We start from the raw sequence: 15252 nt of genomic DNA on the forward strand, positions 1-15252 counted from the left end.
TCATTCTTAAAATGGCGAGCCGCTGGAAAATGGCGAGCCGCTGGCAACCCACTGGCCATGACCAGCTCACGCCTACTCCCCCACCGCCTGCTGCATCCACAGCTCTACCCCCTCTGCCAGGGTTTCTGCCAGCCGCCTCTGCTCCTGGGGGTCGACAATCCACTCAAACTCCTCGGGGTTGATCATAAAGCCCAATTCCAGCAGCACCGAGGGAGCCACGTGGGGTCGGGTCAGGGCGAGATTATTCCAAAAAACACCGTAGGAGGGGCGATCGCGCTCAGCCACCAAATAGTCGTGGAGAAACTGGGCCAAGCTGTGGGCCTGGGGATGAAACCAAAAGGCCCCAATGCCGGCGGTATTTTCGGCGTTGCCCGCGTCGGGTAGGGCGTTGTAGTGGATGCTGAGGGCGAGGGTGGGCTGGTCGGCGGCGATCTGGATAGCGCGATCGTTGACACCGAGCAAGCTGTCGTCAGTGCGAGTCATGATCACGCGGGCACCCCTGGCTTCCAGCTCAGCTTGCAACAGCAGGGAGACATCCAGATTGGGAGTTTTCTCAGGAGTGCCGTCGGGGCCACGGGCACCCAGCTCGTCGCCACCGTGGCCGGGGTCAATGAGAATGGTAGTGCCAGAGAGGGGGCGATCGCCGCTGAGTGCTGGCGGCTGCCGCAACGACAGCACTAACGTGGTGCCTTCATAGCGCAGTTTGTAACCCCACTGCTGAGGCGTTTTGAGATGAATGCGGTACTCCACTCGGTCGGGCAGCACCGGAGACCAGTCGAAGCGCTCGATCAGGCCGTCGTCGGTGACGGAGATGGTGTCGGTTTGAGGCACCGTGTTGTGCAGGGTGAGCGTAAAGGTGTCGGTGTCTTGCTGAAGGCTGACCGGCACCGGCACCTCCAGGGGAAAGAGAATCTCCGTCCAGCCGGGGACTTGGCGAGAGGTAACGCCGCGAATCAGCGATCGCCCCCCCGAGGCCCCAGCTACAGCCTGGGTTTCTGCGGTGCGAATCCAGCCGCCGTAGTCGAGCCTGAGCCAGTCGCCCTGGCGGGCGGTGACCCGAGCGCGAGTGCCCTGGGGCAGGGGGGTGAGGCGCGAGTGATCCGTGCTCGGGCCAGTGCGGGCCACCCCGGCGGGCACAGTAACTTCCACCACCTGCACGTCGCTGGGGTTGAGAATGCTGAGGCGGCCGGGAGCCTGGGCGGTGACAGTAGTGCTACCTTGGCGCAGGGTGTAGGTGGGCTGGCCCAGCAGGCCAGAGGCCTCGGCCATAAAGCAGCGCTCGTAGGCCGTGGGGCCAGGGGCGGTGAGTGCGGCTTGATCGATCAGCACCGCTGAGTTGGGGGGCAGGGCAGGGCGGGTTTGGGGCAGCAGGGTGTAGGTTTGTCCGGCCAGTTCGGCGGTGACGGTGGCGCTGGCGGCGGCGATCGCCCCCAGGCACACCCAGTCGCCGGGGGCATGGGCAACATCTACCCCAGGGGCCAACGATCCTTCGGCAAAACCCAGGCTGTCGGGCAGCTGTGGCCCTGGGGCCAGGCGGGTAACGGTGATCAACAGGGTCTGGTCGCCCTGGGTCAGGGTGAATGTGTTGGGGCCAAGCTCTAGCGGCAGAGAGGGGGCAAAGTGGCCCGCCGGGCTGCGGTTGGCGATCGCCTCACCGTCGATCAGCACTGGCTGGTCTGGGGCACCGGTGCCAATGAAAAAGATCTGCGCGGCAGTAGTCTGGTGGGCGGCGGGCGGGTAGACCACCTGAAGAGGAGCATCGGCCCAGGCGATCGCCCCTCCACTCACCAGCTCCACACCTATCAGCCCCACACCCGCCAGCGCTACTGCGCCCCAACTGTTCAGGAACCCTGGCCACTGCGTCATGGTTTGATCTACCTGGTGCGATCGCTACCCCGCCAGTCTAAGCCCCCCAATGACCTTCTTCAAACCTCGATGCGGCGATCGCCGCTGCGATCGCCCTTCTACACAGTAAAACCCTCGTTAAAGTGACCCTCCGCAGTAGAAGCTGCCTTACAGTAAAGGTATCCACCGCCCATCCCCAACACTCATCAGCAGAGGGGCCACCCCATGACCACCACCACCAACCGCGTTCGCTGGACTACCGCCGATCTAGAACTCTTCCCCGATGACGGCAGGCGCTACGAAATCATTGCCGGAGAGCTAATTGTGACCCGAGCCCCCCGCTGGAGCCATCAACAGGTAACTGGTCGAGTGTTTAGCGCCCTGGACAGCTGGTCCCAGGCCAGTGGATTAGGGGAAGCGGCCATCAATCCCAGCATTATCTTTACCGAAGAAGACAACGTCATCCCCGATGTGGTGTGGGCCAGCAACGCTCGGCTAGATCTGCTCATGGATGACGCAGAGCACCTGACTGGGGCACCGGAGCTGGTGGTAGAAGTACTATCACCCGGCGACAAAAACGAGCAGCGCGACAAGCAGCTCAAGCTCAAGCTCTACTCTCAGCAAGGGGTGCAAGAATATTGGATTGTGGATAAAAATCTACGCCAGGTGCAGGTCTACCGACGAGACAATGCCATGCTGGTGCTGGTCGCCACCCTTCAGGCGGTTGATGCGCTGACATCGCCCCTGCTCCCCGACTTTGCCTGCCCCCTCAGCCAAGTTTTTGGCCAGCAAAGCTAGGGCTAACGGGGTTAAGAAGACAGCTATCTTAACGCCTCATACCGAATCCGAATTCCATACCCCCGATTTCAAACCGGCAAACCTGTAGGGGCGAACAGCGGTTCGCCCTGCTGAATCGAGGATAGGCGAGCAGGACTTGGCATCAGAGCGAATTCCCCAGCCCCTGGGTCCAGTCTTGGCCTAGCTGAATGGTGATGTCTGAGTTGAGCGCCCCTGTACTCTCAACTCGCACCTCACCGATGCCCAGGTAGCGGTGCACGATCTCAGCCGTCGCCCCGTCGCCCCGCTGAGCCACAATGCGGCTGATGGGCAGCGGCTCATTCAACGCCCGATCGACCGACACATTAGAATAGCCACTGTCGCGCAGCGCCTGTTGCAACGCCTGCACCGCCACCGGGTTATCGGTACTGTCTTGGATAGCAATGCGCACCTGGCTAGGGTTGCCGGTAGCTGCTACCCGCTGGGTGCCGTAGCCAAAGTACTGATCGACCATGGTGTCGATCTCGCCAAAGCTGGGCAACCAGTAGCTGAGGCTATAGTCTTGGGGACGACTAAAGTTGCCCGGCAGCATTAGCATCTGCACGTTAGAGCGGTTGATTTGGGCCCCGTAGCCCACCAACGCCAGCAGCTCTTCTACCGTCAAGTTAGTGTCGACATTAGACTGGATCACCGACAGAATTTTGGGCAGTCGGGTAATGGTGGCCGGGTTGAGCACCTGTTCGGTGAGTGCCCGCATATACATCTGCTGACGCTGAATGCGGCCAATATCGCCGTTGGCATCGTAGCGAAAGCGCAGGAACTGAAGCGACTTGTTGCCGTCGAGCGTCTGCTCTCCGGCCTTGAGATTGATATAGAGGTGTTGACTGTCGTCCTGGTAGCGCATGTCGATGGGCACGTTCACCGTTACTCCGCCCAGGGCGTCGATCAGCTTTTCAACCCCCTGCACGTTGATGCGCACGTAGCGATCGATCGCCACTCCCCCCAGCAGATCGCTCACTGACTCTGCCGCTAGGGCCGGGCCACCGTCACGGTTGGCCTCATTTAGCTTGGTCAGCCGACCGCGCACATAGGTGCGGGTGTCACGGGGCAGCGACAGCACCACCATCTGCTCCGTCTGGGGGTTAAACCGCAGCAGCAGCATCGAGTCTGACAGGCCGTCAAAGGAGTTGACCAAGGCGTGGTAGCCCACGTCCTGTAGCTCTGGGGGCACCTCATCGACATCGGTGGTCAGCACCTTGACCCCCAGCACCAGGATGTTGACCGGGCGAGTCAGGCTCGGCAGACGCAAGTTACCGCCCGAGAGCATCGGTTCTTCTTGGCCAAACACCCCGGCATCGTCGGCACTAAGCTGTTGCTGTTGCAGAGGTGCCGCCGACAACGACACCGCCAGAAACGCTCCGGCCACCCCCGACAGCCCCGCCACCCCAGCCAGGGCAATGCCCACCCCCAGCAGGCGCGGCATGCGCTTGCGTTGTTTGGGTGGTTTAGCGACAGGGCGACCCTGGGGCGATCGAGACTGTGGATGGGGGGAGTTACGTTGAGACACCAGAACCTCGAACAAGGGTAAAGGGGGCCAAAGGCAAATGCCCAGGCAGGTAAGCCGTAAAATTTTTAGGTGAATGTTAGCAGCAATTCAGTCTACCGACTTAGGCAATGTGGCCACCATCAAAAAAAATATTTATCCCAAGCCCAAACCAACATCTGTAGTTTCCCCCAGACAGAACTCCACCTCTGGGCCTAGATCAGGTTGATCTGGCCAGGATTCTTATCAATGACTAGGGCGATTCTCTTTCAGAGCGGCTTTGCCAACGCGATCGCTACCAGCCTATTACTTCTCGGCAAGAACGTGGCTACTGCCGCACCAGCCTCCGCATTGCCGCAGACAAGACCCCCGAGCGACGATAGTCAGAAAATTTCTCCAGCGCTAGGGCAATCGTTTGCTCAGGCTGCTAAACCCCGGCAGGCTCACCGACTTGCCCTGCAACAGCCGCACCATCAGCACCAGGCTGGTGAGAGTGTAGCCGGTGGTCACCAGGGTATTGGTGATCAGCAGTCGCAGCGACAGCCCCGGTGCCAGGTGGCTGCCAGCGCTGAGCATGCCATAGGTGATTAACCAGGTGAAGGCGAGGGTCACCACTAGACGGCTAACAGCTAGCTCTTGACGGCTACCCTGTTTTAGCCAAAGGCTATAGATAGCAGGCACCACCCCAAACACCGGCACCAGATAGAGAGTCAGCTTAAGGCGCTCTAGGGTTTCGCCCTTAGCAGGGCTGGCTTGTTTCATAGCAAGAATGTGCCTTGGGACATAGGACGGTAGAGGGACGTTGCTATAAGGTATGCCCAGAATTTGCTCTGGGCGATCGGTATAGGCTGTAGACCGGGCATTGATGCGCCTCATCAATATCCCCATTGTGCCATTGGTCTCTCGTCTGCCGGTGGCATGGCAACCCACCACCCGCAAAGTTTAGCTAAAGCGAAAGGAGTGAACCCGTGGAAAATTTGACTCAGTGGATAGCCACAGCCCAGGAACTGGTGACCCGACTGGGCCTCAATATGATCGCAGCCCTGGTAATTTTCTTCGTGGGGCAGTGGGTGGCGAAACTCATAGGCCGCGCGGCCCGACGGCTGATGATCAAGCAGGGTGTTGACCCCACGCTGATTAACTTCACCGCTAGCCTGGTGTACTACACCGTCCTGGCCTTTGTGGTGATTGCGGCCCTCAACCGATTGGGCATTCAAACCGCGTCGCTAATTGCGGTACTGGGGGCGGCAGGTTTGGCGATCGGCCTGGCCCTACAAGGATCGCTCTCTAACTTTGCCGCCGGGATCCTGATGCTGATCTTTCGCCCCTTTAGCGTGGGCGATTTCATTGAAGGCGGCGACACGTTGGGCACCGTCGACAGCATTCAGCTGTTCACCACCACCATCATCACCCCTGAAAATGCAGCGGTGATTGTGCCCAACTCAAAGCTGGGCGGCGACAACATCACCAACTTCACCGTCCGCCCTACCCGCCGGGTCGAGACCCTTGTAGGCATCAGCTACAGCGACAATATTGACCATGCCCGCCGCGCCATTTTGGATGAGATTGCCAAGGACAGCCGCATTTTGGTCGAGCCACCCCCAGTGGTGAGTGTGGCAGAGCTAGCCGACAGCAGCGTCAATCTACAGGTGTGGGCCTGGGCTCAAACCCCAGACTTTTTAGCCGTTAAGCTAGCCCTACCCGAGCGCATCAAAACCCGGCTCGATGCCGAGGGCATCTCGATTCCCTTTCCCCAGCAGGACGTGTACGTGGTTCAGCAAAACTAACGCGGCAACGGGGTCTCCCAGGTCAGACATGTAGAGGACGAATCTAGACTCTGGCGAATCGGTGCTTCTCTGGTGCTTAAACTCTGAAGATATAGTTGTAGGCAACCCCTCGCCCTGCTAACCTCTATGGTTCTGGATTGGCTGGCCGCCATTGGCCTTAAAGAAACAGGCAGCTTCTTAGCCAAAGATGTCTTGCTGCCGCTGCTGCAAGGCAGTCTAGAAGACTACGCCAAAGATTTCTTTAAAGGCTCCATTGCCGATGCGGTGGGGCTGGCCAGCCAAGAGCCGGTGCAAAAAGCCCTGGGCAAGGCGCTCAAGGCCTTTGTCGAGCTGGTGCAAGAAGAACTGGAGTTTCAGGGCTGCTCTGGGGCCGAGATTCGCGATTTTTATGAAACGCCGCTGCGGCAGTTGATCAAAGATGCCGAGGTGAAAGCCACCCTGGGCCAGGCCTTTGAGCCAGATTGTCGCCAGATCACTGCCGAAGTGCTGCCCCGGCGCTGGCAAGCCCTCAAGCTACACCCCCTGCCCGAGGAGTTTGACTGGCTCCAAATTGGCAAGCAGTACGTGCGCGAGGTCAAAGGCATTTTGCGCAGTACCCCCGACCTAGTGGCACTGCTGGCGCTGCACAACCAGGAGGCCATGCGCCGGGGTATAGATGAACTGGTGGGCCTACCGCCCGACTTTGACCTGCGGAAATATCAAGAAACCCTGCGGGAGCAGTACGGCAACCTGAAGCTTGAGTCGCTAGATACCTCGGCCTACGCCTACAACGACCTGAAGCTGTGGCGCATGTTCATTCCGCAAGATGTGCGGACGTGCCAGGAGTTTAACCCTAAGGTTTACGAAATCCCCAAGGAGAAGCTCAAGGAGCTACAGCAGCGCGGCGAGCTAGATGCCGAAGCCCTGGAAGCGGCCCAGATAGAAACCTACCGCCGCACCTATGTGGAGCAGACGCTGCAAACCGTGCTGGAGCTGGTGGGCCGCACGGCGGGCCATGGGCAGCGCGGCAGGGCTGGGGCCGACTATGCTGTGGTGCTGGGCGACCCTGGCTCGGGGAAATCGACGCTGTTGCAGTATGTGGCGTTGCAGTGGGCCGAGCAGCCCGTGGCCGACCTGAAGGAGCTAGCCCAGCGCCCTCTGCCCCTGCTGATCGAGCTGCGGAAGTATGCGCGCGATCGCCACGACAACAAGTGCAGCAGCGTGGTGGAATATCTGCACCGGGGCGATATTGCCTGTCGGCTCAACCAGCAGCGGTTGGATGAGGTGCTAAAGGCGGGCCATGCCATTGCCCTGTTTGACGGCATTGATGAGGTGTTTGACCCCACCCTGCGGGAGGTGGTGGTGACAGATATTCACCGCTTTACCAACGACTACCCCCAGGTGCAGGTGGTGGCGACCTCGCGGTGGCTGGGCTACAAGGCGCAAACCCTACGGGATGCGGGGTTTCAGCACTACATGCTGCAAGACCTGAGTGATGAGCAGATTGCCGACTTTATCGAGCGCTGGCACAACCAGAACTTTGCCGAAGGGGGTGACACAGTACACAAGCGGGAGCGGCTGCACAAAGCCATTCGCGCCTCGAAGGCGATCCGTGAGCTGTCGGGGAACCCACTGTTGCTAACGATGATGGCGATTTTGAACCGTAACCGAGAATTGCCGAGGAATAGGCCGGAGCTGTACGACCAGGCGTCGCAGGTGCTGTTGCACCAGTGGGATGTAGAGCGCAACCTGATCGAGCAGCGGCTTGACCCGGTGACCATTAACTACCGAGATAAACAGGCGATGCTGCGGAAGGTGGCGTTTCATATGCAGTCGGGCACAGAGGGGCTGGCGGGGAACATCATCAGCGCCCAGGATCTGGAAGCGATTTTGGCGGGCTACCTGAAGTCAATTGACATCGACAAGCCCCGCGAAGTGGCGCGGCTGATGATTAAACAGTTGCGAGAGCGCAATTTTATTTTGTGCTATCTGGGAGCCGACAACTATGCGTTTGTACATCGCACATTTTTAGAGTTTTTTGCCGCCTGGGCATTTGTTTGGGAATTTAAAGAAACTCAAACCTTGAGTTTTGACGAACTGAAAGCTCAGACCTTTGGTGCCCACTGGAAAGAGGAGGGCTGGCAAGAGGTCTTGCGGCTGATTGCGGGGATGATAGAGCCAAAGTTTGTCGGCAACGTTATCACTTTTTTAATGGCTCAAAAGATCGATAAAGCTGAGTTTGTTTCAGAAGTTGACCCAGCATCACTGGGACGAGGTGGATTGAGCAACCTACTGTTGGCAGCACACTGTTTATCAGAAGTACGTAGTCGCAGTGAGATTGCCCAGGAGGCCAGCCTGCTACTAGAACGGCTCTGTGATGAGGTAGAGCATCAAGGGTTTTTCTATTTTGATCGTGATCTGTCGAAACATCTGATTGGGGCTGTTGTCAATGGCTGGAAAGAGCACGCCGATTTGCTTGGCCTGCTAAAGGGCTGGATTTCTGTCAATCCAATCTCATATATACCCGATGAAACCGTAGCGTCTATTGCTCAAAATTGGCCAAATCTAGAGAGTACGCTGACCTGGCTCAAAAGTCGCGCTGAAACCGACGAGAATGAGGCTGTTCGGAGGGCAGCAGTGGGGGCGTTAGCGAAGGGATGGAAAGACGACCCCGATACCTTACCGTGGCTTACAAGTCGCGCCCAGAACGACAAGGATAAAACTGTTCGGAGGGCAGTGGTGGAGGCGTTAGCGAAGGAGTGGAAAGACGACTCCGACACCTTGCTATGGCTCAAGAGTCGCGCTCAGACCGACGAGAATAACACTGTTCGGATGACGGCAGTGTCAGCGCTAGCCCAGGGATGGAAAGACGACCCCGACACCTTGCCGTGGCTCAAAAGTCGCGCCCAAACCGATGAGGATAACGCTGTTCGGATGATGGCGGTGGAGGCGTTAGCGAAGGGGTGGAAAGACGACCCCGACACCTTGCTGTGGCTCAAGAGTCGCGCCCAAACCGACGAGAATTGGGCTGTTCGGAGGGCGGCGGTGGTGGCGTTAGCGACGGGATGGAAAGACGGCCCCGAAACCTTGCCGATCATCAAGAGTCGTGCTCAAACTGACGAGGATAACTATGTTCGGATGGCGGCGGTGGCGGTGTTAGCTCAGGGGTGGAAAGACGACCTAACTTTATTTGAGTTTTGGTGCGATCGCGCCCTCAATGACCCCTTCGAGCGTGAAGAAGACTGGCAAGATAACCCTCGCCAAACCACCCTCAACGTTCTAGTACAGCAATACCCCGACCACCCCAAAACTCTAGAGCTACTGCAAGATCGTGCCCAAAATGACAGCGACCCAAAGCTCAAAGAATGGGCCACTCAGCAACTCGCTAAGCTTGAACAATGAGCCATCCTTTTATCGCAAGGTCAAATCCATGACACAGCTTGTCTTAAACAATCTCGATCCACAAATTTTAGACAATTTGAAAATTAGAGCTGCCAAACATAATCGCTCCCTAGAAGACGAGTCAAAAGCTATTTTGCAAGAGGTGCTGACTACTGATCTAGCTGCGAAAGCCGAAAAAATAGCTGCTTTTCGAGAGCAGGCTACTCAAATACGTCAATCTTTGCATGGTCGCATCCACACCGACAGTGCCCTCCTCATCCGAGAGGATCGCGATCAATGACTCGTTACGTTGTTTAGGGCTTGTCAAAAGGCTGTAGTGCCATGGATAAACCGAAAAGCTATCGTGTCATCATTCAAGAACTCCTGCAAGACTATGCCCAATTTGGCCAGAGCGATGACACAGCTGAGATTCAGCTTCTTGCCGATACCGTTAGAGATCACTACCAGGTCATGCATGTCGGCTGGTAAAGCGATCGCCGCATTTACGGCTGCATCTTGCATCTAGACATCAAAGACGGCAAAATTTGGCTCCAGCACAACGGCACCGAAGACGACATCCCCGCCGCACTGGTGAAATGGGCATCCCCAAAACCGACATCGTGGTGGGGTTTCACTCTCCCTTCAAACGCCAGTTCACCGACTATGCCGTTAGTTAAAACGACTCATTAGACATCAGTAGGCAACTTAGGATAATTCTGACAAAGAAAATACCCAGGGATTTTGCTTCCTCCCGAGGGCGCAGGCTCTGCGCCCCTACATGGGGGTATTTTCTTTGCTAGAAATCTCCTTAGCGCTTGACCTGGGGGGTAACGCCTTTACTCTCAACGCAGGCCAGGTAGGCGATTTCGGCTTCATCCAGTTTGTAGTCGTCGTAGTTGTCTTTGACGTCAAAAACTTTTTCTAAAAAGTCATTCTTCGACTCTTGCAAAACACGGGCAAAATTGCCCTGGCTGAGACTTTTGGGCAAACACTGCGCCATGGCGGTTAAGTCGGTGCCATCGGCGGCAATGTAGCGCTTGGCGGCAGGCGAGTCGGCGGCGTAGGCAGGAGCAGCAAACAGGCTAGAGCTGAGCCAGAGCAGCCCAGCAAACAGAGCTAGCGCCAGCCGTTGGGCAACGCCGCGAGCAAAAAGTTGAGAAATTGACATGAAGATGGAACCAGTGAGGGTGTGTCGTGGTTTTATTGTAAACAAATAAAAATTAATTGACTGAGCAGCTCAGCTAAGGAGTAAAAGCCTAAAATCCTATGCTGACCAGTGCGTCCCAAATATGATGAGCCATTTCGAGCTTGGTGCAGGGGGCGATCGCCAACTTGTCGCCTGCTTTGGTGAGCAAAATCGCCTGGTTAGTATCTCCCCCAAAGCCACTCCCCGCCACATCAATCGGGTTCGCCACGATCGCATCCAACCCCTTCCGCTTCAGCTTCTCCAGCGCAGGCGGCACGATATCCCCCGTCTGAGCTGCAAAGCCGACGAGGCGCTGGTGGGGCGATCGCCTTTGGGCCAGATCTGCCACAATGTCGGGCACCTGAGCTAGGGGCAAAGATTCTGGCAGATCGGCTTTAGCCAGCTTAGTGGCCGCCTGGGTCGCCGGTTTCACGTCCGCCACCGCCGCCGCCATCACAATCCAGTCGGCCTGGGGCAGGTGGGAGAGCATGGCCCGGTGCATCTCTTCAGCCGTGGTAACGCCCACGGTTTGAATTCCACCCAGACGAGCTTTGAGAGATGCTTCCATCGGCCCGTGAACGAGAGTGACGCTGGCTCCCCGGTGAATCGCCGCCTGGGCCAGGGCAATCCCCATTTTGCCTGTGGCAGGGTTGCCGATGAAGCGCACCGGGTCGAGGTGTTCGCGAGTGCTGCCGGTGCTAATCAAAAGGTGCTTACCGGCTAGGTCTCGGTTACCTCGGCTATGCAATAGCGAGTGGATATGGGTAAGAATGTCTTCCGGTTCGGCCATGCGCCCGGTGCCAATGCGATCGCAGGCCAGCACCCCACTGCCAGGATCGAGAGCGTGGTAGCGGGCATCTTGCAGCACCTGGTGCCAGTTGCGCTGCACCGTCTGTTGCTGCCACATGTCGGTATTCATTGCCGGGGCCAGCAGCACCGGGCAGGTAGAGGCCAGCACCGTATTGGTCAACAGATTGTCGGCCAGACCGTGGGCCAGCTTGCCCAGGGTGTTGGCGCTCAGGGGGGCAATGACAAATAGCTCCGCCCATTCCCCCAGGTCAATATGCAGCGGACGCCCCTGGCTAGCATCCCAAAAGCTCTCATCGGTGTAGGCGGGGTGGCGCGACAGCGTAGCCACCGTCAGCGGCGGAATAAAAGCCTGGCCCTGCTGGGTCAGCATCACCCGTACCGCCACGCCCTCTTTGGCCAGAGTCGAGATAACGTGGCAGACTTTGTAGGCCGCAATGCCCCCGCTGATGCCCACCAACACCCGACGCGGACTATCTACGGCCATAAAGCGATCCGCTAAAAAATGACTCGCCATAGCCATCACTGTGACGATGTTCTACGACAGACAAAATCTGCCCCTAGAGGTTAGGGGCAGACGAGTAGAGTTGATTCCCGCTTATGACTCGTCGTATTCTTCTAAATCAAGTAGATAAACGTAGGACTCGACCAGTTCGGGCCTTTGAAACGCCAATGCCCGCAACAGGTGCCAGTCTTGCAGACCGTCAAAGGCCGTCTCGTAGGCATCGGCCTCTAACCGGGTCGCCAGCTCAGCCACCCTGTCTGGTGTCATATCTGAGACAGTTTGCGACGAAACATGTAGGCTCAGCATAGTCTTTTCCCCCTTGGTGACGGCTACCCTAAAACTGCATAGAGCAGACTAGGGTCAATTCACTCTTTCTTTATCCTAAAGGGTGGGGGGGGGATTCCCCTAGGGCTGCCTCAAATCTTCGCAAAACCCGCTAATCAGCTCAATTACCGAGAGCGGAATTTCATGGCCCATGGCTATTTCATGCCAGATGACGGGCTGTTGTAGCTCGCTCAGAGCCGCTTTAGCCTGCTGGGCCAAGGCCATGGGCACCACTGGGTCAAAGGAACCGTGCACCATCATCACGGGGCGAGGGCTGACTGGGGCCTGGAGGTTGCTGTGGGGATAGCCGCTGAGCACCACCTGCCCAGCCAGGGGCAGCTGCGATCCCACATCTAGCGTCATGGCACCACCCTGGGAAAATCCAGCTAAAATCGTGCGTTCTAGGGGCACCTTGGTAGTCTGGGGCAGAGTTTGCAGCCAGGTCTTGAGGCGATCGCGGCTGCTTTGCAAATCTGGCTGAGCCATAAAGTCGTGGTAGCTACGAAAGTCGTACCCCGACGGAAAGCCATACCACATGCGGCCCCCAGGCGCTTGGGGATGGGGCCAAGGAGCCTCGGGAAACACCATCGCAAACCCGTCAAGCTTGAGGTAAGGGGCCAAGCCCACTAGGTCGGCGGCATTGGCACCCCAACCGTGAAGAGCCACCAAACACCAGTCAGCGGTGGTAGGGCCGTAGGTGAGAGCTTGCAGCGGTGCATTGGTCGAGATCATGGGCATAAAAGCATGGAATCGCCTTTAGCTTAGGGCATTTGCGGTGAAATGTAGTCGTCAACTGATTCGCAGCTGAAATCAGGAACGGTAGAGTGCAGGAGCGGCCCGGCGAACGGCGAGTCTCAGCGCAGTCTTTGGCGGCGTCATTGCTGGCGGTAGCGGGCCGTCAGGCGCGATCGCTTTTCGGGGGTGAGGCTGTCATAACAGTGGGGGCAGCTAATCCCTGGTTCGTAGGCGTCAGAGGCCTTTTCGCTGGGGCTGACGGGATGACCGCAGCCCAGACAGAGGTCGTGGTCGGTAGCGTTGAGCTGGTGGTCAACGGCGACGCGATCGTCAAACACAAAGCAGTCGCCCTGCCACAGGCTGGCCTCGGGGGGCATGGTTTTTAGATAGTTGAGAATGCCACCCCGGAGGTGGTAGACCTGCTCAAACCCCCGCTCTAGCAGGTAGGCGGTAGCTTTTTCGCAGCGAATGCCGCCAGTGCAGAACATAGCCACCTGTCGATGCTGGGTGGGGTCGAGGTGGTCGGCCAGGTAGGCAGGCAACTCTCGAAACGATTGCGTCTCAGGGTTTACCGCACCTGTGAAGGTGCCTAGCTCCACCTCAAAGCGGTTGCGCGCATCGATCACCACCACGTTAGGGTCGGTAATTACCTGGTTCCAGTCCTGGGGTTCGACATAGGTGCCCACGGGCTGCTGGGATGGGTTTACCTCGGGCAGGCCCAGGGTGACAATTTCTTTTTTGAGCTTCACCTTCATGCGCTCAAAGGGCAGCTCATCGGCAGTAGATTCTTGGTGGAGAAAGTCGCCAATCTCATGGTGAGCCTGGAGCCAGGCCAAAAGAGCGTCAATGCTGGGGCGATCGCCCGCCACGGTCGCATTGAGCCCCTCATTCGCCAGCAAAATGGTGCCCCTTAGCCCCCAGCCCAAGCACCGCTCCAAAAGCTCAGCTCGCAGCGCCGCTGGCTCGCTCAGGGGCACAAACCGGTAGAAAGTGGCAACCGTCCAAACCATCGATCAATCTTAGTGGGCGTTGAGACTGTGATAAATCAGCCTCCAATTATAGAGGGTAACGTCTGTCTACCTCGACTGACGCTGCCAAGGCAGCAAGACCCACGATAGATTCAGAAACGGCCCATACCTTCCCTAGATAGCTCTAGTGGAGGAGAGCGGTTTAAATTGCCGCTGGCCTAAAACCGCTGACCGATGTAGATCGATCGCACTTCCCCATTCCGGCGAATCACCGCCTCTTCGTTGGACACCGACACCAGGCTCCAGCCGCTGCTGCCCACCCGCTCACCGATGTAGACCCGCTGAGAGACACCGCTGATCTCAAATAGAGCGGCTGAGCGATCGCCTAGCTCCAAAATGCCCACCAGCGCATGAATCGGGGTGGCTGCCGGAGCGCTGGGTGCTGTGGGGGTCGCGGTAGCGCCAGGGGCGATCGCCGTGGGAGCAGCCCCTGGCTGAGGCACGAGCACCGGCGCACCAGCGACGGGCGGCTGGGTCGATTGGTAAGGAATATAGACCCGCTCAATCACATTGACGGGGCCACTGCCCAGACTGCCCACCGTGCCGCCGGCCCCCAGAGGTGGCAGCATGGGCGGCGTAACTACCCCGGTAGGCAGCTGGCTGACGGCGGCACCAGAGTCGAGTTCGCCACGCTCAGCTTGGCTGGAGATGACTTCTAGCGATCGCTGCAAATAGGCCAAAAACTCTTCGTCAGACTGACTCACTGGGTCAGGAGCGGGCGATCGCCCCAACCATCGCCCACCCTGCTGGTTAAACCACAGCAGCCCGCCAACCCCCAGCAGCGACAGGGCCGTAATAGTCAGCAAAATCCGGTCAACCAGCTTGCCAGCGCCAGTTTTAGCGGGGGGTGGAGCAGCCTTGACATCGTCAGCGCTAAAAAAGTCGATCTCGCTGCCCAGAGGAGCTAGCTCTGTCTCAGCGGCAGGCGGCTCGGCCGTAGACGCAATATCAACCACAAGGGTCGTCAGGGCAGTAGAGGGTGGCTCTGGGGCTGCTTCTACGGCCGCCAGAGCGGCTTCGTCACCGTCTAAAATTTTGTCTACGTCGTCAAATATCTCGCTAATCAAGCTATCGGCATAGGTGGTGACCAGGGTCTCTGGATCGACCGAGATTGGTGCCTCAGGCGACAGCGTGGCGGTGCTGAGCGATTCTTCCTGGCTCATAGGTCAATTTATCCTGGCGTTGGCGAAGGGAGATACTAAGCGTAATTCAGCGTCCTGCGACCCGGCAGCTCAATTGGCGCTCCAAACAGAAGCCCACTGAGGGTTACACCGTCACTCTGGCAGATCAGTCCCCAATAGTCTGATGAAGTTTACCCCAACTTTCAAAATCTTTCACCCCGTCCGGGTGAAAGG

14 protein-coding genes and 1 pseudogene are annotated in these 15252 nt (G+C 58.0%); 6 read left to right on the forward strand and 9 right to left on the reverse strand.

Annotated features, from left to right (window positions below):
- Nucleotides 1-72 precede the first annotated feature (72 nt).
- The gene (locus AC0QKW_RS03835; protein WP_473149727.1) at nt 73-1668 is read right to left on the reverse strand and encodes an N-acetylmuramoyl-L-alanine amidase; all 1596 of its coding nucleotides are present in this window, start codon (nt 1666-1668) and stop codon (nt 73-75) included.
- Between AC0QKW_RS03835 and AC0QKW_RS03840 the strand changes: the two genes are divergently transcribed.
- Together AC0QKW_RS03840 and AC0QKW_RS03845 are read left to right on the forward strand one after the other, a co-directional pair.
- Nucleotides 1621-1992 (forward strand): hypothetical protein, encoded by a 372-nt coding sequence (locus AC0QKW_RS03840; protein WP_473149728.1) that lies wholly within the window; start codon nt 1621-1623, stop codon nt 1990-1992. The genes AC0QKW_RS03835 and AC0QKW_RS03840 overlap by 48 nt on opposite strands.
- A gap of 78 nt (nt 1993-2070) precedes the next feature.
- Nucleotides 2071-2643 carry a Uma2 family endonuclease gene (locus AC0QKW_RS03845; RefSeq protein WP_473149729.1) on the forward strand — a complete coding sequence of 191 codons (573 nt, stop codon included), beginning with the start codon at nt 2071-2073 and terminating at the stop codon, nt 2641-2643.
- Nucleotides 2644-2785: 142 nt separating this feature from the next.
- Here AC0QKW_RS03845 and AC0QKW_RS03850 read toward each other — a convergent pair whose 3' ends face one another.
- Both AC0QKW_RS03850 and AC0QKW_RS03855 read right to left on the reverse strand, forming a co-directional pair.
- On the reverse strand, nt 2786-4189 hold the full coding sequence (locus tag AC0QKW_RS03850) for an LCP family protein (protein WP_473149730.1): 1404 nt from the start codon (nt 4187-4189) through the stop codon (nt 2786-2788).
- Nucleotides 4190-4567: 378 nt separating this feature from the next.
- Nucleotides 4568-4927, reverse strand: a complete 360-nt coding sequence (locus tag AC0QKW_RS03855) for a hypothetical protein (RefSeq protein ID WP_473149731.1) — start codon at nt 4925-4927, stop codon at nt 4568-4570.
- 206 nt (nt 4928-5133) lie between these two features.
- Between AC0QKW_RS03855 and AC0QKW_RS03860 the strand changes: the two genes are divergently transcribed.
- From AC0QKW_RS03860 to AC0QKW_RS03875, 4 genes and pseudogenes are all read left to right on the forward strand, one after another.
- A complete protein-coding gene (locus AC0QKW_RS03860; protein ID WP_473149732.1) occupies nt 5134-5952 on the forward strand; it encodes a mechanosensitive ion channel family protein in 819 nt (272 codons plus the stop codon).
- Between the two features lie 126 nt (nt 5953-6078).
- Nucleotides 6079-9333, forward strand: coding sequence for an NACHT domain-containing protein (locus AC0QKW_RS03865; protein ID WP_473149733.1), 3255 nt, complete (start codon nt 6079-6081; stop codon nt 9331-9333).
- Between the two features lie 28 nt (nt 9334-9361).
- Nucleotides 9362-9613, forward strand: a complete 252-nt coding sequence (locus AC0QKW_RS03870; protein WP_473149734.1) for a FitA-like ribbon-helix-helix domain-containing protein — start codon at nt 9362-9364, stop codon at nt 9611-9613.
- 41 nt (nt 9614-9654) lie between these two features.
- A pseudogene (locus AC0QKW_RS03875) lies at nt 9655-9989 on the forward strand (element excision factor XisI family protein).
- Nucleotides 9990-10120: 131 nt separating this feature from the next.
- Here AC0QKW_RS03875 and AC0QKW_RS03880 read toward each other — a convergent pair.
- The 6 genes from AC0QKW_RS03880 to AC0QKW_RS03905 all read right to left on the reverse strand — a co-directional run bounded on the left by AC0QKW_RS03880 (nt 10121) and on the right by AC0QKW_RS03905 (nt 15060).
- A complete protein-coding gene (locus AC0QKW_RS03880) occupies nt 10121-10480 on the reverse strand; it encodes a hypothetical protein (protein WP_473149735.1) in 360 nt (119 codons plus the stop codon).
- Between the two features lie 88 nt (nt 10481-10568).
- Nucleotides 10569-11822, reverse strand: a complete 1254-nt coding sequence (gene coaBC, locus AC0QKW_RS03885) for a bifunctional phosphopantothenoylcysteine decarboxylase/phosphopantothenate--cysteine ligase CoaBC (RefSeq protein WP_473149736.1) — start codon at nt 11820-11822, stop codon at nt 10569-10571.
- 81 nt (nt 11823-11903) lie between these two features.
- On the reverse strand, nt 11904-12116 hold the full coding sequence (gene isiD / locus AC0QKW_RS03890; RefSeq protein WP_473149737.1) for a protein IsiD: 213 nt from the start codon (nt 12114-12116) through the stop codon (nt 11904-11906).
- Between the two features lie 99 nt (nt 12117-12215).
- On the reverse strand, nt 12216-12866 hold the full coding sequence (locus tag AC0QKW_RS03895; RefSeq protein ID WP_473149738.1) for an alpha/beta hydrolase: 651 nt from the start codon (nt 12864-12866) through the stop codon (nt 12216-12218).
- A 143-nt stretch (nt 12867-13009) separates the two neighbouring features.
- A complete protein-coding gene (trhO, locus tag AC0QKW_RS03900) occupies nt 13010-13879 on the reverse strand; it encodes an oxygen-dependent tRNA uridine(34) hydroxylase TrhO (RefSeq protein ID WP_473149739.1) in 870 nt (289 codons plus the stop codon).
- A 176-nt stretch (nt 13880-14055) separates the two neighbouring features.
- Nucleotides 14056-15060 carry a hypothetical protein gene (locus tag AC0QKW_RS03905; RefSeq protein ID WP_473149740.1) on the reverse strand — a complete coding sequence of 335 codons (1005 nt, stop codon included), beginning with the start codon at nt 15058-15060 and terminating at the stop codon, nt 14056-14058.
- Nucleotides 15061-15252: the final 192 nt, after the last annotated feature.

This window comes from Pseudanabaena sp. PCC 9330 (assembly GCF_055795045.1).

Bases quoted from the DNA above. Each gene is read 5' to 3' on its own strand.
- AC0QKW_RS03845 (WP_473149729.1), top strand. From the start codon at position 2,071: ATGACCACCACCACCAACCGCGTTCGCTGGACTACCGCCGATCTAGAA.
- AC0QKW_RS03855 (WP_473149731.1), bottom strand. From the start codon at position 4,927: ATGAAACAAGCCAGCCCTGCTAAGGGCGAAACCCTAGAGCGCCTTAAG.
- AC0QKW_RS03865 (WP_473149733.1), top strand. From the start codon at position 6,079: ATGGTTCTGGATTGGCTGGCCGCCATTGGCCTTAAAGAAACAGGCAGC.
- AC0QKW_RS03870 (WP_473149734.1), top strand. From the start codon at position 9,362: ATGACACAGCTTGTCTTAAACAATCTCGATCCACAAATTTTAGACAAT.
- AC0QKW_RS03880 (WP_473149735.1), bottom strand. From the start codon at position 10,480: ATGTCAATTTCTCAACTTTTTGCTCGCGGCGTTGCCCAACGGCTGGCG.
- coaBC (WP_473149736.1), bottom strand. From the start codon at position 11,822: ATGGCGAGTCATTTTTTAGCGGATCGCTTTATGGCCGTAGATAGTCCG.
- isiD (WP_473149737.1), bottom strand. From the start codon at position 12,116: ATGCTGAGCCTACATGTTTCGTCGCAAACTGTCTCAGATATGACACCA.
- AC0QKW_RS03895 (WP_473149738.1), bottom strand. From the start codon at position 12,866: ATGATCTCGACCAATGCACCGCTGCAAGCTCTCACCTACGGCCCTACC.
- trhO (WP_473149739.1), bottom strand. From the start codon at position 13,879: ATGGTTTGGACGGTTGCCACTTTCTACCGGTTTGTGCCCCTGAGCGAG.
- AC0QKW_RS03905 (WP_473149740.1), bottom strand. From the start codon at position 15,060: ATGAGCCAGGAAGAATCGCTCAGCACCGCCACGCTGTCGCCTGAGGCA.